Origin of the sequence: Actinophytocola gossypii, from assembly GCF_025165815.1 — a bacterium.
Lineage (GTDB): Bacteria > Actinomycetota > Actinomycetes > Mycobacteriales > Pseudonocardiaceae > Actinophytocola > Actinophytocola gossypii.
Genome location: NZ_JAFFZE010000012.1, coordinates 513,602 through 533,415, shown reverse-complemented (window position 1 = coordinate 533,415; position 19,814 = coordinate 513,602). Strand labels below are relative to the sequence as shown.

The window sequence follows — 19,814 nt, the reverse complement described above, 5'->3', positions numbered from 1 at the left end:
GGGCTCACCAGTTTCCCCGGTTCAACTCCTTGAGCATGTCGATGTCCAACGCCTGCTCGGCCACCATCTTCTTCAACCGGGCGTTCTCCCGCTCCAACTCCTTGAGCCGCTTCGCGTCCTCGCTCTTCATGCCCCCGTACTGGTTACGCCACCGGTACCAGGTCGCCTCGGTGATCTCCAGATGCTTGAGCACCTCGGGCAACTCACTGCCCTGCCCGAGTAGCTTCTCGCCCTCACGCAGCTTGCGGATGATCCGCTCTGGCGTGTGCCGCCGACGTCGCTGGGTCATCGTCCTTGAGTCCTCCTACGCCCATCATCGGGCATCGGACTCTCACAACAGACGGACCACTCTCAAGGGACCCGGTCAGGTGAGCTGTCCACACCGAGCGTGATCGATCCGTCGTGTAGGCCAGGCTGACGGACGTGGCTTCTACTCGACTTCGGTGGCTGTGTCGGCCTCACCGTCTGGTCCGTCGAGGGGTTCGTCGGGTTCGTCGTCGTGGGGTAGGCCGTATTGGGATGTGAGTTCGGCGACGTGTTGGATGAGTGGGAGCGCGAGTGCGTCGCGGTAGTCCTCGGCGAGGCGTTGCTGGTGTAGGAACATGGCCCCATATTCAGCTTCGATATCGTCGGAGAACCCAAGCATCGTGATTTCTAGTAGCTCTGGGTTCCAGGCATTCTTTCCGGGACGGATTTCCTCTTGGTTTTTCGAGTTTATCCGGTGCGTGAGTTTCGTTGATTCCACGGAGAGTGTGTGAGTGCCTGGCTTGCTGCTTGTGCTGTAGAAGACGCGATTGCTGTAATTGCCATCTGGTTTCCACAAGCCTTTGCTGATCCCGCCGGATTCCTTGTTTTTTGGTGCCCACCATTGTGGTGTTTCGTCACGATCGTTGGTGGCGACACGGGCGATCCGCAGGTTCTGCCCAAACATCTTGATCCGTTGGGCTGGACCGTTGCCGAGTTGGATGCGGTCGGGGAGGAGGCCGGGGTTCTTCAGCCAGGGCCACCGGTTGCGAGTGTTCTGTGCATGGGTGACGACGAGCGTGGGCGTCCCGCGCATGGTGTAGAGGATGTTTTGAACGAAGGCGGCTACGGCCTTGGTTTGTTGTTCAGCGGTAGAAAGATCTTCCGGGCGCACTTGACCGGTGAGTGCGACCAGGAGTTGCGGGTAGGGGACCCATTCCGTCATGTCGGACGTGCGACCGAGGATGCATTTTTGGCCGGGTCGGATGAGTACGGCAACCGGGGTGAACTGTGCTCGTTCGGTGTCTCCGGTGACCTGTCGTTTGACGATCCAAAACGCCAGCTGGTTCAGGTTGTCGGGGATTTTTTCGGTCAGCGTGTGCTGGGGAACAAGGCGCATCCCCAACTGTCGTAGTCCGTCCGCCCACGCTGCGGAAACGCGGAACTGCGAATCGTCGTCATCGTCGTCGGGGTTCTGTTCGGCGGGGGTGAAGAATTGGCTGACCATGTCTACGTCGGCGCATCCGAGCCGGATGGCGAACTTGGGGTCAGTGGTTCGCGGCTTGAACTTGTCGCGGCCGTCGAGTTCGACGAAGGTGATGACGGTGGTCTCCCCGAGGTCGGCGGCGAGATCGCGCATTCTGGCGGCGACGGCAGTGCGGCGTTCGCCGATCGCGTTGACGTGCTCTTTGCCCTTCTTCGGCGGCCGTTCCGCGCTGCCGAGAGGGGCTCCCAGCGCGCCGAGTTCGCGGGCGTGGATGCGCACGCGCAGATCGGGTGCTGCCCAGCCCCACAGGTCTGGGCCTGTGGCGTCTCGGTAGTTGGCGAGCGCGAGACTTGCTTCGGCTGCGGTGATGAGCTGGTCGCGCATGTGGGTGGACTGGTAGAGCAGGACTGCGGTGAGGTCCCGTCCATCGAGGGCGAACGCGGTGAACTCACGCCGACGGATGGCGTTGTCGAGGTCGATGAGCTCGTTCTTGGCGACGACGTTGGCGATTTGCTCTTCGGTGGCGTTCTTCTTGGGGACGGCGACTTTCGGCGTGAGATGTGTTGACGGGTTCTGGGAGATTGTGCTGCGTGCCAGCGGGGGTGCTGGCACGAACTCGGGGGCGAGTGCTGCGCCGGCCCATTCGGTCAGGCGGCGTCGTTCAGCGGGCATGAGCCCGGCGCCGACGCCGTGCCAGCCCATCATCGTGTGGTAGCTGGCGGCGCCTTCGACGTCGTCTCGGCCGTCAATCCAGGTGTCGGGTTCTTTGGCGAACACGTCAGCGGCGGGGAGGTTGTCGATCGCGCCGACGCGGGCGAGCATGCCCTCGGGTCCGCCCTGCCTCCACTCGATCTGGCGGGTGCGCGGGTTCCACGCGAACTGCGCGACCGCGAACCGGCCGGCCTGCTCGTCGCGGGAGGCACCGGGGCGCTCACCGTCATCGATAGTGGGGTGGTCGACGTCGGTGATAAAGGGGTCACCGGTGAGCAGGTAGGCGGATACTCGCCGTGTCCCGGTCATCGATACTGGGCCGGAGACCCATCGTCGGATGCGGCTGCTGAGGTAGATCCGTGGGATGGGGGAGAACGGGACGGTGCGCAGCGACACGGTGATGACCGCTGAGTAGTACCAGGTGCGCTCCGTGCCGTAGCGCTTCTGCGCCTCCTTGTCCTTGACCTTGGTGCGGTGCTTCAACGGCGGCCAGGACATCAACTCGGCGCCTCTGGCGCGGGCATCGACGGCGACTCGGTGGAACCGGACACGTTCGCCGCAAAACTCGTACGGGGGTTGTGCGGCGATGCGGTCAGCGAGGATTTCTGGCAGGACACGGTAGAGCCGCTCGGTGGGCATGCAGGTGCCGCCGGGGGAGAGGTCGTGTTCGAGCAGGTCGACCGTCTCTAGTTGCCAGCTCAGCGAGTTCACGTCGAGTGTGCGTGCGGTTTCGCGGAACCGCTGGAACGCCTCAAGGCTGGGTGCCAAGCTGCGGAGCCAGGCGTGCACGAGCCGGGCAAGCAGGTGGGTCGGGTATTCGGTGCGGCTGTACAGCCAGGGCTTCGCGGGGTCGAACGACGCGTTGGCGTCCACGGTGACCAAGTCCGGAGCGACGGTGCGGATCAGGGAGTTCAGCTTTCTGATCGGCACCTCCTTGATGCGACCCCGTTTTGCCTCAGACTGTCCGGACCGGTAGAGGTCGAGTACAGGTTCCCGCCACGCTGCGGGGAAGGCCAGGGTGTACAGGTCGGCGTGGAACGGGCCGGTGGTGGCGTCGGGGATGAACGCGGCGGGTTGCAGTTCGTCGAAGGCCATGGTGGTCCAGTCGTGTCCAGTTCAGGTCGTGTGCAGGTGGTCAGTCGAGGTCGGCGAGGGCCTGGTAGAGGGGTTCGTAGAGGGCGTGTACGAGCGAGCGGTCGAGCGGGGTGGTGGCCGGGTCGTCGACGAAGTAGGGCTCGAGGACAGCGCGCATGCTGGCCAGCAGGCTGGTTTCGGGGGTATCGACTGCCTCGAAGCCGGCCTGGCGGGGGGCGAAGGCCGCGTCGACACAGACCACTCTGGCGTCCACGCCGCCACGGACCAGCCGGCCGATGACCTGCCACATCACCACCAGCTGATCCCAGGTAAAGCTGATCTTCTCGGTCGGGGTGAGGCTGCTCCACGCCATCTGCCGGGTGAGGAATCGGTTCCACTCTCGGCGGGCTGTCCGTCGGAAAGCTAGTGCCGCTTGGTCCGGGCTGCCGGCCGCGCGGGCGGTGGCGTGGAAGGTGCGGGCGGGGTCGCGGATCTGGCGTACCGCCCAGTCGTTGATCGCGTGGATTGCCAGCGCGATGTCGTCGGGCCTCGGGTGGGGCCGGGCGAGGAAGTAGACGCTGCCGATAGCGGCCTTGCCGCCGGGCAGGACGATGTTGTGACCGCGTTCCACCGCAAGCAGCGGTGCGACGAGGATCTCGCTGCCGAGGTCGGGAAACTTGGTCAGCTCGCCGCGGCGAAGCACCATCCAGCTGTTGTCGAGATCGGCGTCGTCGGACACGAGCTGAGTGACCCGACCGCTCCATTCCGGGATGTTGTCCAGATGGCGCGCGGCGTGCTTGGCCTCGGCGTAGCTGCCGACGAGCAGCAGGATCCGTCGCCGGTCAGGGTCGTCGATGTCGGCGAGTTCCGCGTCCAGCATGCTCGGCGCGTCCCCGAGGCTGCGATCGGGGATCGCGAGCTGGTTGAGCATCTGCTCCAGAACTTTCTCCCGATCGTCCGGGCCGCTGCCCGACAGCCGCAGTGGCTTCGGTGGCGAGGTGCCGGGCCAGTAGAGGAAGTGCGTACGTAGCGTGGTGTTCAGGATCGCGGCGACCTCGTCGTCGTGTGGCCGCAGGACGGCGTCGACCGGGCCGTGGACGTGATAGCGGGTGGACGTGCCCGCCCAGCTGGTGGCCGACATGAGCAGCACGTGCGGGCCAGGTCGGTCGTCCACGGCCGGCAGGTTGGGCAGACCCAGAAGCAGTTCCCGGCCTACACCGCTGCAGCGGAAGAACCGCAGCTCGCCGCTCTGGTCGCCGTCACTGGTTCGTTCCCCGAGCTGGAACTGGAACCCGAGCACGTTGCCCATGGGCGATTCCGGGATCACCGGCTCGTAGTCCTTGGGCGGGCGCCGCGAAAGCACGTTCGACGTCGCCTCCAGGTTCAGCGCGGCTTCCACCCCCGGCCACAGGATCGTCATCCGGTCCAACCGGTGATGCAAGGCCGCCAGGATCAGGGTCAGCTCGAACCGTTGGGCATGGGTTTCCAGATCGTCGGCGATGCGGGGATCGTGGTCCACGAGGTCGAGTAGCACCTCCCGCAGACGCCGGCGGACCGCCGAGTCGCGGTGCGCGTGGAGCAACTGCAGGGTCAGGTGCACCAGCGCGTTCGCCGTGGAGGTCACGCGATCGTTGTCGCCTCGCGGGGCGCGTTCCTCGAGCGGGTCGTCGCGGAACTGGTCAAGCACGGCCTCGACGTAGACCATGCGCGCCTGCCGTGGCTCACGCTCCGCTGCTCCCGCACCCGCCGCAGTAGCGTCGGTGTCGCCTGGGGCCTCGTCTGTGGTGTTGTCGGTGGCCGCGTCCTCGTCACGACTGACGATGTCGGGAAACCAAGATCGGATCAGCCATTGGTGCAGTGTCATCGCACTGAAGTAGTCGGCGGTGATCCACTTAGCGAGAGGTGGGGTGCCGACAAGCAGGGCATAGAGTCGGTCGGTCGCGGTCGACACGGTGTCGACGGCGCTGGTCCAGTCATCGACTACCTGGGCGGATAGCTGCAGCCGTCCTCGACGGGCCAGCTCGGCCACCTTGTGCCCGGCGACTTCGTCCAGCCACGAGTTCGGAGACCGTCCCGCCAGGGTGGTGGCGGGAGCGAACGCGCGGTCGAGCTGCATCTGCACCCGGTCGGCCTCATCGACGATCACCAGGTCGCTCAGGCGGCACGCCAGCTCCAGGTGGCGGAGACGTTCGGTCTGGAGTGTCGGCGGAACTCCGCTGTGGACGAGGCTCGCCGGTGTAGCCACCCAGATCTGCGCGTCGACGAGGCTGCGGGCACCGTGATGGCGAGGGCACACCGTCCACAACGGGCACCCGTGTCGCTTCCGCCGTTGGGAGCGAGCCGACCCGCCAGCGCTCGTGCTCTTGGTGGGGAGGAGGTCGTCGGAGTCGGGCTCGGGGCGCGAGACCTCATACAGCGCGGTGCAGGGCGCTTCGCCGATCCGCAGGGGCTTGCTCGCGTCCAGCCCCCGCAGGGCGTCGAGCGGGCATGCGCTGCTGAGGTAGTCGAAGCTCGGGTGGTCGTGGCCGAGCATGGTTTCCGCCCCGGCTGAGGCCATACGCCGATGCAACCGTTCGAGGTTGCGTTCCCGCGTCGAGTGCCCCAGGACGGGGGCCGCGCTGACCCCGAGGCGGGTGAACTGGTCGACGATCGCGAGGGTTTCGGCCACGTCACCGACGACGATCGTGATGCGACGATCGGTCTCGGTGGCGGCCCAGAAGGCGAGGATGTCGCGCAGGGTCGACTTCCCCGCCCCGACCATGCCGACCAGGTTCATCAGCCGGTCGACCCGCAGCCTCCTGGATTCAGCGAACTCGCCGCGGGCGTCGTCGCGGAGCAGTAGCTTCACACGCCCCAGGCGGCGGACCCATTCGTTGGGCTTGCCGGGCAGGTTCAGCTCGATTGCGTCCATCTTGGCCGCGGCGTCCTCCAACTGCTCCCAGTCGACCTCCACAACCTCACCGCGCCTGGGCGGCAGCACGGCGAGGTCGTGCCCGACCAGCGCCGGGATGTTCGCGAGCAGCTCGGGCGGAAACGTGACCGAGTAGCGACGGTCACGAACAGAGAACTCGTACTCGCCCGGTCCCGCCAGCGGCAGCGTCTGCCGGGCGAAGGCCGGCGGCGTGGTCAGCAGCGTCTCGTAGACCTCGAACCGGTTCGCCGCGCGGCTGGGCTGCCGTGGCACCGGCACGCTGTCCACACCAGCGAGGGTGTAGCCGCGCAGTTCCTCGGGAACCTCCAGGTATGCCTCGACGGCACGGCCCCACTCCCGGCGGCGTCGCATGTCCCACAGGTAGTGCCGAGCCCGCATCACTCGAAGCGGTGTGTCGGCTCCGTTCACGCCGAACACCTCGCTGTACGGGTAGCCACCGAACAGCGTCCAGGCATCCTGCGCTGAGTGGTTCGGCATTACGGACCCGAGCAGATAGAGGCCGAGTTCGACGTCCAGCAGCTGCCCCGGCCGGAACTCTCCCAGGGTTGCTGGCCAGACGGGGGTGAGCTGGCCCAGCAACTGGGCGTGCCATCCACTGCGCTCACGCATCGGCCGCCACCCCCGTCGTCGCGGTCTTCTTGGCTGGTCGGCGGCGCGCGAGTTCCCTGTCCACCCGGGCCAGCAGGTCGACGTCGGAGATCAGGTCCACAACGCCTGCCAGATCGTCACGTCGGTGGTGGGCATACACCCGCCCGTAGTCCTCGCGCTCGTCGAACCGATACTGTGGCGCGACTAGAAACCCCTTGTCATACGGTGGGTCCGGTCGCAGCGGCAGCGCGCCGCGGCCCAGCAGCGCCGGGTTGGCCCGGTCTTTCACATCCACCGCCCACACCTGGCCCTGCGGCAGCGTGATCCGCAGGTCGTAGGCGTCGAAGTTGGGCCACATCTCCGGCCGAAGTCCTCGGTCGATCAACGCGGTCTCGAGATCGGTCTCGGCGAGACCGGGGCCGGTGATGAACATCCGCATCGCGCGGTTGAGCTGGTACATCCCGCCGCCCTGCCGCGCCGGGACCGTCCGCCCGACCTTGGCATGCTGGTCCCGGCGGCACCGGTCCAGCTCGCACACGTAGCGGTCCTGGCCAATCGGCACCAACAGACACCCACACCGCGCGCACACCGTGTACACGCCCTTGCGCAGGTACGAGGCTGGCGCGGGCTCGTAGCAGCGTTTGATCACATCGTGCAGCAGCTCCAGGTCCAGATCGTCGGCCAACCCGGCGCGCTCAGCGTCGGTGAGCACCGGCTGGCGGATCAGCAGCCTGCGGAAGGCCGTGTAGGACTCAGGCGCCTTCGCCGCGCGACACTGGGCGATCGCCTCACCCATGAGCTGGTTCTCGACCTGTTCGGCGGCGACGTCCCTTGCCGCGACCCGCCACTCCCAGCACTGCTGCGTCGGGGTGCGTGTCAGGGCGTCAACCAGGAAGGCCGCGCCGCCGTCGAAGTCGTTCGGCAACACCCACGGCCACTCACCGATCGGCCGCTCCGTCGCCCACCGCACCATCGCCGGCACGCTCCCAGGAGGCGTCTGGCCCTTCCGTAAGCACAACAACACGAGCTGGTTGTAGGTGTTCTGCACTGTCGAGTCGTAGACCGGATCCTGCGGGCCCGACTGCTGCGATAGCCGAACGACGGCGCTGGCCACCATGTGCAGCAGGTTCTCGCCGTCGAAGAAGAGGTCACCCCTCGGTTGCTGTCCGTGAAGCGGCACTGGTCTCGTCTTCCTTCTCGTCGGGGTCAGGCCCGGGATAGCTCGGGCACCACACAGATACAGGACACCCCCGACAATTTCGGCCAGGGCGCGCCTCGAAGACGTGATCCGAGCGCCACGGAGCAGCCCACTCGCGCAGCACACGCCGCGCGGTCTGCACCCGCTCCTCCTCAGTGGGGTCGATCACCACGATCTCCGCCCCGGACGGCCGCAAGATCTCCAACTCGACTCGGCCGGCGCCACCAGGACCGAGCCCGCCTGCGGCGAGCACCGCCACCGCGAGGGCGAGCTGCGGAAACCCCTCCAACGGATCTGTGTAGTACCACCTCGCCTTCTGGGTGGTCTTGAGCTCACGCCACACCCACTGCCCGCGCTCCCGGTAGATCAGGTCGGGCTTCGCGACCACAACCGCACGAGCGACCGTGTCGAAGAAAGTGAGCTGCGGCTCGACCCGGACCGAATCAATCTCGGGAGCATCGCGAAAGGGGCAAATTTCGACATGGTACGCGAGCATCCGCGCGCCGACGTTCGCGAACTCACCCGTGACCCGCCACTTCCCCGCGGACCATGCCGCGTCGGCCACCGGCACCGTGACAGGCGGCATCGTGTCAGGGCTACATGCGTTTCCCTGGCCCTGGTGTGCCGTCTCGAGCCAGCCATGCACGGCGTGGCCCAGCTCTGCCTCGGCGCTGTACTCGTAGGCGCGTGGCAGGTGAACCGTGCGCAAGTACGCCTGCGCGGGACACTTCCGGTAGTAACGAAGCCCACTAACCGACACCGTCCGCAACGCGCCCTGCCCGGACTCAACACCCAACAACCCGGGCATTCGAACAGGTCCCCGGCACACGGCTACCCGCTTGCAGTCCCCGCACCCGAAGCCGGGAACCAGATCCTCACCCCGCGCGATATCCACGACCCGAGCACGCCCGCGCTCCGCGAAGTACTCCTCGACCTCCTTCGCGGTGCAGTCGAGGAGCGGCTTAACCGATCCGTCGACCAACCCAACCTCCAGAACCCGAACCCGCTCTGCACCGGTGCGCCCAAACGGACGGAACGGTTCCGACCAAGGATCAGGGAACTCCGCGGGAGTTCCGAACGCGGCGGCGTATGCCGCGATCGCGACCTCCGCCGGGCTACGCTCGCGGGCCGGGCCGAGCCGAAGGAACCGAAACTCACGTAACCCGCCATCCACCGACTCGTACCGGCGCCCCCACGCATACAACTCCCACACCACCGACGGCAGAACCCGCTGCGCGACCCACAACTCACGCACCGGCCGCAACGGCACGGGGCCCAGCGAAGGCATGGCGGTGAGGTAGACCTGCACCGCGTGCTCAGCAAAACGATTCACCCCAGGATGCACCGGACCGCCATCACCCTGGATGATCGAGAACGCTTCGTCAGGAACCTCGCCGCCAAACTCGACTCGGTCCAACGCCGCCATCACAGGACGCAGGACAAAGTCATCTAACTGCTCCTTCGGAAAACGGCCAACCGCACGAGACATCGGCCGTGTCTTCCAGCGCAGCGACGACGGGCAGGTAGCGTCACCGTCACGTGCCGCGCCAGCGCCTACGCGAACAAGATCAATCGTTGGGAGCGCGTCGTTCTGCTGCGTGCTCACTCACGCCTCAGCGCGGGCGCAAGACGAGCACTGTCAACAAAGATCATGACGTTAGATCATATCAGGAAATCACTACATCGGAGTCGCGCTCTGGCCAGGGAGCTATCACCGGTCATCGCTTGGTAGGACGTCCTCAATAGTTCGTGCCTCGCTCCTCAAACAAGGCTTCGAGCCCTGCCCTATCTGCCGCTACCGCTAGCCTCTCGCTGATATCTGTCTGAGTGAGATCAAGTGAGCGCATGGTTCCGCCCGCGTCTCGGATGACGGCTACAACTCGACGCAGGTCGACAGGGTGTGTGAGCGCGTACTTGGCTAAATCGGCCCACTTGGACGCCTTGAGTTCCATCGGTGGTTGCGAACGGCTCATCGATGGGATGGCTGGATGCCTCGTTATGCTCCGAACAAGATGCCTGGTTCGGTCAAGAAGCGGTACTTCGAGCTGATCCGGCAGGGCCACCGAGGCGCTGTGGCGGCGCGTGCGGTAGGCGTGTCGGTCAGCTGTGGATCGCTGTGGTTTCTTGATGCTGGTGGTGTGCTGATCCCCGATCCCGGCCCTGTGTCGCCTCGTTTCCTCGTACTGCAGTTGCCAGTTCCTCCGCCGCAGCTCGGCGGGTCCCTTCTTCTCCGTGCTCGTCAACCGAACCGCACTGCCGCCGTTCTCGTCGGCGACGGCCTGTGACATCCAGTTCCGCAGGCGGGACTCGCTGATCCCCAGATCCTTCGCCACCTCGGCGACCGGTTTGGTTCCCTCAGATGTTGCGCAGGGGGTGTTCCAGTTGCGCTGCCGACGATTGAGCGGGTCGCGGTTGGGGTGGCGCAATCGCTTCATGGGCTGGTAAGGATGATCACCTGAAGGTCGGGGTCGCAGGCGTTGACGTCGAGGTCGCTGCGGTTGGTGAAATGCTCAACGCAGGGTTGGCGGAGTGTGACCACCCGGTCACTGCTGAGCGCTCGCTCGGATGTCCTTTGGAATGCTCAGCCACCATTGGATCGCGGCCCGGGTTCCTTGAGGGAACCGTGTGTCGTTGTGTATGGCTCGCAGTAGATCGTCTTTGGCGTAAACACCTAACGCGTACACCAGGCCGCGCAGGGTCCGTGCTGCCAGGGCGGCTCGGGTTCGGGTCCAGGTCGAGAGGTGCGTCGACAGGGCTTGGCGCCAGTAGGCATTCGGTGCTTTGTCCTGGTAGGTGTGCCAGTGCCCAGATGGCACCGTTGGTGATCTCGGACGGTAGTGGGTGGCAGACGGCGAGTTGTTCTACTAAATTGCGATGCTCTTGTCTAGCTAGGAATGGGAGGGCTCCCAGAATCGCGACGGCGAGTATCGGAGATGTGGAGGTGACTCGGCTGCGTATCTCGGTGATCAGTCCGTCGGCAACGAGATAGCGCAACGGTGTTGCTGCTAGGGTTTGCGCGGCGAGCAATCGGACATCGCTCACAGGGCTGTGCAGCATCTCGTCTACGAGCGTGCGTAGTCCGGCTTCGACGTCGGTCCCGGAGCTATCTGGCTGTGCGGCTAGTGCTGGTGCGCATATCCGGGACACGGTCGCCGCTGTAGCGGCGGCGTGGACGACTCGTCCGGTGTCTAGTACCTGTCGGAGCACTGCGTCGTTCCGAAGTGCGCGATCGAGGGATCGGCTCCTTTGCGGTGTTGAATCATTGGGTAGTAGTCGAAGAACCTCGATTGCGAGCGGGCGTGCGCTGACGTGTCCGTCTGTGTCGGAGACATGCTGGATAAGCACGTCGTAAAGCGCCGTCAGGTCCTTCTCAGTGAAGTGGTGGTCCCGTACCTTGCGTACGCTCGCCAGTAACGCGCCACGCAACGCCTGGTCGTTCGTCGGGGCCGTCAGTTGGTCCGTGACGTGCCGGTTAGCGTCGCGGTGTCTGCTTCCGTCGAGCAGCGACAGTGGATCCATGAACACCTGGTTGCTGCTGTCGTTCACCATTGCGCCGCAGCTAGCGATCGTCGCGTGTTGGCCCAGGGGGTGGCCGATCAGGCGGCTGAGAGCCTCGAACCGCTGAAACCACGGGATGCCCTCGGCGATCACCATCTCGGACAGGAGTCGTTCGGCGAGACCGGTCCACACGCGGCTGGGCAGGAATATTGAGGGATGGGTGATCAGGAGGTACGAAAGCTCATCCCATGCCGCGCCGTCCATCACTCCACCGGTCATCACCGGGTCGATCAATGCGTCTAGCTGGTTCTGGAGTTCGTCATCGTGGCTGGGGGCGGACCGCAGTAGCACTGGCGCGCCCAGCCGTGAACCCGCGTAGCGGAAGATCGCGTCTGTAGCCGTGGTCAGCATCGAAGCGGGCAAGCCAAGAACTTCCTCATAGCGGGTGAGCACGCTGGCCGTCGGCAGGGTGTGGCCGGTTTCCCACCTGCTTACTTGACTTGTGCTGATCGAACTTACCCGTGCTCCGTCCGGAAAACTCTCGGCGAACTGCCGCAGTCGACGGAATTCCTCCTGCTGGCCGTGGAGTCGATTCGTTCGCAGTAGCCATGCCAGTCGCTCCCTGCTGCCAAACCGGCGATCGTCTATCTGGGTGCGCACGGCTCGAGGTTAGCGCGTGTCGTTGCATGGCGGCGGGAGCGATGCAACACCGAAGCCAGACGGCAACCTGATCGGTCATTGTGGCTGTGTTCTAGTAGGTGACTGGAGGTAACGTTATGCGGCCTATGGTGGAAAATTCGTCACCGACGCTGGTTCGGCCCAAGCTGAGTCTGACGGCGGAGGAACGCCAGTACATTACCCAGCTTGCCATCGCCGTGAAGCCGGACCCGAAATCTGACCCCGAGGCATTCTGCTCTGCGGCACGGAGCGCTGGGGCGAACCTCCCCGAGCGGGTGCGGGAGTCGCTGCAATTGTTCGCACGGTCGGGCAGTTCAACGGGAACGTTGTTGATCGAAGGCCTGGCCGTGGGACCGGTGCCGTCGACACCGGTGGACAATACTTATCACGTCGGGGAAACCACGATGCTGGCTCGTGCTCAGGCCATGATTTCCGAAACGATCGGACATCTCGTCGCCTATGAGGCGGAGGGCTTCGGCAGGCTGTTCCAGGACATGGTGCCCACCCGTCAGGCCGCCAAGTCACAGACCAGTCTGAGCTCGTTGACCGAACTGGAGTTGCACACTGAGCAGGCCTTCAGCGCCCTGCGCCCGGACTACCTCAGCATGGCTTGCCTGCGCGGCGACCTGTCGGCTACGACCTACACGCTCACCGCACGGCAGGTCGGCGCCTTCACGCCAGCAGAATACCTCGCTACACTCTGGCGGGATAGGTGGATGACAGGCGTGGACGAGTCGTTCCGTGTCGGTGGCCACGATTTCGAGGCAGGTGAGGTCCGAGGCCCCATGCCGATCCTTCAGGGGGCGCCAGACGACCCGTTCATCGTCCTTGACCAGGATCTTATGGTCAGCACCACGCCGGCCGCGAAAGCGGCGTTCGAGACGGTGCTCAACGTTTACCGCGCGTACCGTGACAAACATGTGCTCAAACCCGGTGATCTGCTGCTCGTGGACAACAACCGAACCGTGCACGGCCGCTCCCCGTTCCGGCCTCGCTACGACGGTTCGGACCGGTTCGTGATCCGGGCATTCATCACGAATGACCTCACGAAATCCCGGTACGCTCGGCCCAGCAACGGCCGCACAATAGATGCCAGGTACAGTTGAGCGCTCCTCAACCAGGGGCGAACGTCCTTCGGGCCGCCGCCCCACGTTGCGCAGCCCCAGTTCACCGACGCGGGAACTGGGCGCTATTTCCAAGCCTGGAGTTCCGCCCTTCGAGGTGGAGCTTCGTCCGTCTCGTATGAGGTCGGCGAGCGGTATTCCGCCTGTCGCCGTTTCCACTTGGTCCGGCTCATGGCATCGGTTGGAGGGGCAGAACGGCGGCGATCTTTGTCGTAGTGCTCTACGCAGTGATCGCAGTAGCAGGGCCGACCAGGAGGTCTCGTGACTTTTCCTGAGGTTAGGAGGAAAAGGGTCAGTGCGGGTCGGACCGCGCGCTGCGATTCTGCAGTGCTGGAGCCATACCTCCAGTTCGAGAGCTTCGCCCCTGCGTTCCGTTCGGTGGTCGAGGTAGGAGCCGCGACCGGCGGGACTCACGTGCATTCAGTGACGACGGGATGTCGGTCGCGCCGGGGGTACGCTTGAGGTAAGCGCTGCGGAGCGATTCGAAAGGCGGCGTCGTGGATTCTGTTGGGCCGGAGCGGACGAGGGCTGGCAGGATCTTCATCTCGTACCGGCGTGACAGCGCTGCCGGTGCTGCCCGCGCGGTGGCTCACGACCTTGATGCGGCGTTCGGTGCGCACACCGCGTTCATCGACACCACGATGCCCGGCGGCGCCACCTGGCCGGCCCGGCTTCGCGACGAGCTGGTCGGCGCACCGGTCGTCCTCGCTCTGATCGGACCGGAATGGCTCACCGCGTCGGACGAGTGGAACCGGCGGCGGGTCGACTCGCCGACGGACTGGGTGCGGCAGGAGATCGAGACCGCCCTCCGCAGCCCGGACATCCTCCTGATCCCGGTGCTGCTCGACGGCGTGACGATACCGCCTAAGGAAGCACTGCCAGCCTCGCTCACGGACCTCGCCGACAGGCAGGCTCGGGTACTGAGCCACGGGACGTGGACTTGGCAGTTCGGTGCGCTGATCGAAGACGTCGAGCGGCACACCGGCTGGCGCCGGGCCGCAAGGGTTGCGTTCCGGCCGGGCAGGGTAACGGTCGAGACATACACGCGGGCGCAGCTCCGCCGGGCCGAGGCGGTGCTGCTGACCGACGGGCCCGCGGTCGGCACGGGGCGTGACCCCGCTGCCCAGGCAGCCGCGCCAGTGGTGCCGGACCTGTTGCCCTTCCAGGTCGACGCACCGGTCACTGACGGGCTCACGGCAGACGTGGCGGAGCACCTGCGGAGAGCGGTGAAGGACCGGGCCCGGCGCAGCGCCGAGGACCTGCTGCGGGACGTGCGCCCGCAACGGCTGGTCGTCGTCGGTGGCCCGGGCTCGGGCAAGACGACACTGTTCAGCATGATCACTCGCGCCCATGCTGCGGCGGGTTCGACGGACAATGCGGCGAGCGTGCCCGTGCTGCTCCGCGTCCGGGACCTTTCGCCTGCCGGCGAGGACAGCCTCACCGCCGAGTTGGCACGGGACGCGTGCCGGTGGCTCGGCCTCGGCCTCGACCATGGCTTTTTTGATGAGCTGTTCGCGTCGGGCCGGGGCATGCTGCTCGTCGACGGCGTCGATGAAGCGTCCACGGTGAGCAGGCGGAACGAGCTCTTGACCAAGATCGACTTGTTCGCGGAGAAATACGAGTCGGCCACGGTCCTGGTCAGCTCGCGGATGGTCGGGTACGACCCCCGGCTGCTCGGTCGGCGCTTCACGCACTATGAGCTGGCGCCGTTCTCGGAACGGCAGGTGCGTGCGGTGCTGACCGGTGTGCTGGGCTCGGGGGCGGAGGAGGTCGCCAAGCGCGTCCTCGAGGACACCCGGCTCTCGACGTTCGTCGAGACCCCATTGCTGTTGTCGATCGTCGCCCGCATCGTGGTCGCGCGCGGCACCGTGGACCGGCTGCCGAGGGAACGACAGGCGCTATACGACGTCGCCGTCGAGATGATGCTCGCCGACTGGGACGCCCACCGCGGCATCGAGACCGTCGAGCGGCCGCGTAGGCTGGAACCCGGAGAGATCAGGCGGGCACTCGAGATCGTCGCGTACCGCGTGCACGCCGGGTTGGCCGCATGCGGCAGCCGGTCAATCGTCGAGGCCGCGACGCTGGAATACGAGCTGACGGAAGCGCTCGGCGAGCACGCAGACATGTCCCTGGCGCGTTGGCAGGCCCGAGAGCTGCTCCGCTACGCGGTGATCCGAACCGGACTGCTCGTCGAATCCGGACCAGGTCACTTCGCGTTCTGCCACCGCGCCGTCCAGGAACACCTCGCAGCCTGCGCGATCTACGAGCGGGGCGTCGACGAGGTCGTGCGGCACCTGGCGGAACACGGTCTCCACGAGCCGGAGTGGCGGAACGTGCACCTCCTGCTAGTGAGCATGCAACGCGGTAAGCGGGCACGGGCGGTCATCGAGTACGTACTGGACGCGGGAAGCACGCACGAGGAGTGGCTCCACCGGGACCTGTTGCTCGTCGGCGAGGCACTCGGCGAGAGCCCTGCCCTGGTGGCAGTCATCGATGACGAACCGGCGGTACGCGTCGCATCGGAGGTTCTCAGCATCGGAACGAGGAGCCGGCAGGAAGTCGGTCACCTGGTGTCCCAGGCCGCGGTCCGGGTGCTGCGTTCATGGCAGGACACGCCGATGCGGGCCACGTCGCGTCGATGCCTGGCCAGCATGACGGACCGGTCGTCCCCGGTCGAACGGCACTGCGTCGCAGCCATCGTCGGTGACGTGCAGGCGGCACAGGACGCGCTCGTCGAGCTCATCGTGTCGGCCGACAGCGAAACCGCCGAACGGGCCGCGATGGCGGTGCGCGACCTCGGGGTCGACCTGCAGCCGACGGCTGACCACGTGGCGGCGATCCTCGGGACGATCCCTGCGCGTGTCAGTGATCTCGAATCCGGCGTCGAGACTCGGCTGCCGTGCACGGCAGCCGAGGTCGTCGGTCTCCTCGCTCGGGATAGTCCGTGTCGGGGCCGCGTGCTCTCGACGTACATGACATGGCTGGACGACGAAGCAGGCTCCGACCGTCTGCGCAGAGCGGCGGCCACCGGCCTTGGCTGGCTGGGCGAGAACTCAGCTGAGGTCCGAGAACGTCTGCTGCGCATGCTCCTCGACCAGCGGATCCCACCGGCTGATCGCAGCTGGCCGGCCTACGCACTGTTTCGCCTCAGAGGCGGTGAAAGTGCCGTGGTTGAGGCGATGCTGACCGTTCTCGAGGACGAATCGCCGATCCTCTGCGGCTGGGCTCAGGGCTATCTGAGCAACTTCGCCACCCGTTCGTCCGAGGTGGTCGCCCGTTTGGCAGTGCTGGCACGTGACCCGTCCCGTCCGACGCTGCCGTGGGTGCTCGCGGCGACAGCTCGGCTTTCCGGGCTCACCCACGACGCCATCGAGCTTCTCGAGACGATCGCAGTCTCCGACCCGTCCGTCGCGCGTCGCGCTGGGGCGATCGAGGTGCTCGTCCAGTGCGCTCACACCAATCCCGAATGGCGCCGCCGCGCGGCGACTGGGCTGGTCGAGGCCCTGCCCGCGTTCCTGGACGTCGAACCGACCGAGGAGAACGTCGGCGCATTGGCGACCGGCATGCGTGCGCTCGGCTGGCTACGTGTGGACCGCCCAGCCACATGGGAGTTGTGTCTCCGATTCCTCCGACACGACTCCCGAGAAATGCGCGAGACCGCCACCTACGGGATTGGCGGTCTCCCCACCGACGAGCACCTCGCCGCGCGAATCGCCGCCATGCTGGCCTCGCCCGAGCTGACCGGAACGATCCGGGGCGGGTTGACCGACGCGCTCCATCGCATGTACACACCCGACCAGCTGTGACTGGCTGCGGCTGGTGAGGTCACGTTGCGTCGGGTCGATACAGGGACGCTGTCGCACCGTTACTGCATGTCCGTGAACCGGGTCCGGCCCAGGGGGTCGTGCTGACGGCTGGCGGGGCGCCCGGGATGTCGGGCGTGCCGGTCGAGTCTCCTCAGCGGGTGAGCTTGACCTGCGCAAATGTCGTTCGGGCAGAACACTCCGATCCAGAATTTCCCAGAATGACATCGGCAGACCAAGGCAACCAACAACAGCCAACGAGCACATCCGCGCAGGTCAGCGGGGGACACACCACACCGACGAGGATGGCGACCCCGACGGTTGCTCGCCGTGGTCCTGCCGCTCCACGAGCCGATCACCGCTAGCACCGCGCGCAGCAACCCTGAGCGTGCTGCGTGAGCACCGCGATCACATCAACGCGGCACACGCCGGCCCCACCGAGGTGGTGGGGTCAGGCGGTGGGCTCGCGGTCCGTGTTCGCCGCGATGGCGGTGATGATCGGATACCTGATCTCGGTGGTTGCCGCCAACATCGCCTCGGTGCACTGGCCTCCGCTGGTGATCGGTGGGCTGCTCGTTCCGGCCGGCACGCTGTTCGCCGGAACGAGCCTGACCGCGCGCGACCTCCTCCACGACACGTTCGGCGCGCGTGGAGTGGCCGCGGGCATCGTGGCCGGAGTAGGCGCCTCCGCTCTGCTCGCCGCACCGCGTATCGCCGTGGCCCTGACTACCTCTCGTGGATCATCGCGGAGACCCGCGCCTCGAGTACGGCGTGATCAGTGTGTTCAGAATTTCTCTACTTGTTCATGGCGGACGCCTGTCGGCGCCCGCTGGCCCGCTGTGCTCATGGCCGACTCGGCACTGCGCGCTGGGCGTGCGGCTGGCGCCGGTCCCAGCGCGCGCCGGTTGGCCGGAGGTGGGCCAAGAAGCAAACGACCGCCCGGAAGCTGATTCAATCTACGCTGCAGAGGGCAAGTTCCCACTGTCGCCGGAGCCACTGCGTGAAACATACCCACAGGCGAGAACGATCTCCTTGTTACAAGCAGGGTGGAGGTCGATATGCCGGCTGGGAAGTCCGACATCGCTGACGCATATATGGAGTACTGCCTAGCAAACCGCGCGCTGCAGGCCGCGGTGGGCAAGCGGAATCGTGCGCTCCGCGCCCTGAAGGCTGTTGCGGGCGAACCTGACACCGAAAAGGCGATCGCGGCAGGCCGGACCGCTGCCGGTGTGAAAAGGCGCGGCAGTAGTGGTGGTGCAAAGCCGGGACCGTTCCGCACTCCTGACCACATGGGTCGTCCCGCCAAAGCCGTTACATCCATGGTGGTCAACAACGTCGGAAGAGGCAAGCGAGCACGCTGAACAAAGAGCAGCCCTCGCCGGACGGGCTGGCCAACAGGATGGAGGGGGACCGCAGGTCGGTTGCGGTTCGTCGGGATGGCAGGAAGCCCCCTCCTTGTGGGTGGTCATCCAGAGGGCAGATACAAGATCGTTCCCCTGGTCTACTCCCAGAAAACAACTGCAAACGACCGCGATGGACACTCCACGTTGTCCGTTCCCGATTGTTAATGTTGCAGGTCGTGCGGTATGTTGGCAGGTGACAGCAGGTGACAGCAGGCGACCGGCGAAGCTGATCATCAAACCGTAGGTTCAGGTATCACCATCGGAGCGATCCCCTGACGACGCTGATGGAGCCGCATAGCATTGGTATGCCATTGACTCCCTGGTCTTGTAAGTGTGGCGAAGGCCGTGGGAGTGCACACCGGGCGTGAGGGGTGTCCAGCGCCGGTTGGAACCGCCATTGACTGCGGGCAGCCAGACCGGCCGTCGGAAGTTGGACCGCCGGTACCAGCCCCCGTCCGTCGCGGTGAACACTGCCTGGGTCTCGCAGCTGTCTTGCTGGTGGGTGTGGAGTCGGTCGATGAGGGCTCGAGGGAGGTGGATGGTGCGGACACCGGCGGGTGTCTTCGGCCGGCCTAGGGTGTGGTGTCCGTTGATCTTGTGCAGCGCCCCGTCGACCCGGCTGACGTGGATCTCGCCGTGGTGGAGGTCGACGCACGTCCATTGCAGCCCAGTGAGTTCGCCCCACCGCATCCCGGTGTAGGCGGCGGTGAGTACCCGTGCCGCCTCCGCACTCTGATAACGGAACGTAGTTAGAGCCCCTAACACATTGGTGCGCGGAGTCGGCGCCAGCAGATGATGCTGGTGGCGAGGCTGAGGAATCCGTGGTGGATGTCGGTGCGGCGTTCCCAGCGTTCGGCGAGACGTCGGAACTGGTGGAGCAGGGCGAGGGTCTGCTCCACGGCCCAGCGCACCGGTTGGTTGTTGTCTCGGGTGCCGCGCCTGCTGATCAGCGGCCGGATGCCACGTTGGTGGAGCAGGCGGCGGTACTTGTCGTGGTCGTAGCCGCGGTCAGCCACCAGCACGTCAGGCTTGCGACGCGGGCGACCTCGACGGCCGCTGACAGGCGGGATCGCGTCGAGCAGCGGGATGAGTTGGGTGATGTCGTTGCGGTTGCCACCGGTCAGCGTGACCGCGAGTGGATCCCGCCGCCGTCGCAGATCAGGTGGTGTTTTAAGCCGGTCTTACCGCGGTCGACCGGACTCGGCCCGGTCGCTGAGCCCCCGTTACCTTCTTCATGGCTCCGCAATGGGGCTCCCGGCCTCCGGGTCTGGCATGACTTGCGCCCCCTGTCGATCATGATCGAAAAGGTGGTGTCACCAGGCTCCGGAGGCATCGGCAGACCGCTGATTAGGGGC

Annotated in this window: 10 protein-coding genes and 1 pseudogene; 2 read left to right on the top strand and 9 right to left on the bottom strand. The window is 65.9% G+C overall.

Annotation, left to right across the window (positions count from 1 at the left end; translation table 11 throughout):
- Positions 1–4: 4 nt before the first annotated feature.
- From JT362_RS16260 to JT362_RS16230, 7 genes are all read right to left on the bottom strand, one after another.
- Positions 5–289 (bottom strand): transposase, encoded by a 285-nt coding sequence (locus tag JT362_RS16260; RefSeq protein ID WP_260192039.1) that lies wholly within the window; start codon positions 287–289, stop codon positions 5–7.
- A gap of 141 nt (positions 290–430) precedes the next feature.
- Complete coding sequence (locus tag JT362_RS16255; protein ID WP_260192038.1) at positions 431–3,256, bottom strand: pPIWI_RE module domain-containing protein; 2,826 nt, start codon at positions 3,254–3,256, stop codon at positions 431–433.
- A 40-nt stretch (positions 3,257–3,296) separates the two neighbouring features.
- Positions 3,297–6,776, bottom strand: coding sequence for a pPIWI_RE_Z domain-containing protein (locus JT362_RS16250; protein ID WP_260192037.1), 3,480 nt, complete (start codon positions 6,774–6,776; stop codon positions 3,297–3,299).
- Positions 6,769–7,935 (bottom strand): pPIWI_RE_Y domain-containing protein, encoded by a 1,167-nt coding sequence (locus JT362_RS16245; protein WP_260192036.1) that lies wholly within the window; start codon positions 7,933–7,935, stop codon positions 6,769–6,771. The genes JT362_RS16250 and JT362_RS16245 overlap by 8 nt, the downstream gene beginning before the upstream one ends.
- Complete coding sequence (locus JT362_RS16240; protein WP_260192035.1) at positions 7,904–9,559, bottom strand: PD-(D/E)XK nuclease family protein; 1,656 nt, start codon at positions 9,557–9,559, stop codon at positions 7,904–7,906. The genes JT362_RS16245 and JT362_RS16240 overlap by 32 nt, the downstream gene beginning before the upstream one ends.
- Before the next feature lie 133 nt (positions 9,560–9,692).
- Positions 9,693–10,388, bottom strand: a complete 696-nt coding sequence (locus tag JT362_RS16235) for a phage terminase small subunit-related protein (RefSeq protein WP_260192034.1) — start codon at positions 10,386–10,388, stop codon at positions 9,693–9,695.
- 16 nt (positions 10,389–10,404) lie between these two features.
- Positions 10,405–12,111, bottom strand: coding sequence for a helix-turn-helix domain-containing protein (locus JT362_RS16230; RefSeq protein ID WP_260192033.1), 1,707 nt, complete (start codon positions 12,109–12,111; stop codon positions 10,405–10,407).
- Between the two features lie 116 nt (positions 12,112–12,227).
- On the opposite strand from JT362_RS16230, the gene JT362_RS16225 reads away from it, so the two are divergent.
- Positions 12,228–13,235, top strand: a complete 1,008-nt coding sequence (locus JT362_RS16225; protein ID WP_260192032.1) for a TauD/TfdA family dioxygenase — start codon at positions 12,228–12,230, stop codon at positions 13,233–13,235.
- 515 nt (positions 13,236–13,750) lie between these two features.
- Entirely contained in the window at positions 13,751–17,059 is a 3,309-nt protein-coding gene (locus tag JT362_RS16220; RefSeq protein WP_260192031.1) for an NACHT domain-containing protein, read from the top strand.
- Positions 17,060–18,705: 1,646 nt separating this feature from the next.
- Here the strand turns inward: JT362_RS16220 and JT362_RS35615 are convergent.
- Both JT362_RS35615 and JT362_RS16215 read right to left on the bottom strand, forming a co-directional pair.
- Positions 18,706–19,224, bottom strand: coding sequence for a tyrosine-type recombinase/integrase (locus JT362_RS35615; RefSeq protein WP_375546503.1), 519 nt, complete (start codon positions 19,222–19,224; stop codon positions 18,706–18,708).
- A pseudogene (locus tag JT362_RS16215) lies at positions 19,218–19,678 on the bottom strand (IS5 family transposase); the annotation flags it as partial. The gene JT362_RS35615 and the pseudogene JT362_RS16215, both read right to left, overlap by 7 nt.
- Positions 19,679–19,814: the final 136 nt, after the last annotated feature.

What these genes read in the sequence shown, in the direction of transcription:
- JT362_RS16250 (WP_260192037.1), bottom strand. Translation starts at nt 6,776, where the DNA reads ATGCGTGAGCGCAGTGGATGGCACGCCCAGTTGCTGGGCCAGCTCACC.
- JT362_RS16225 (WP_260192032.1), top strand. Translation starts at nt 12,228, where the DNA reads ATGCGGCCTATGGTGGAAAATTCGTCACCGACGCTGGTTCGGCCCAAG.
- JT362_RS16235 (WP_260192034.1), bottom strand. Translation starts at nt 10,388, where the DNA reads ATGAAGCGATTGCGCCACCCCAACCGCGACCCGCTCAATCGTCGGCAG.
- JT362_RS16260 (WP_260192039.1), bottom strand. Translation starts at nt 289, where the DNA reads ATGACCCAGCGACGTCGGCGGCACACGCCAGAGCGGATCATCCGCAAG.
- JT362_RS16255 (WP_260192038.1), bottom strand. Translation starts at nt 3,256, where the DNA reads ATGGCCTTCGACGAACTGCAACCCGCCGCGTTCATCCCCGACGCCACC.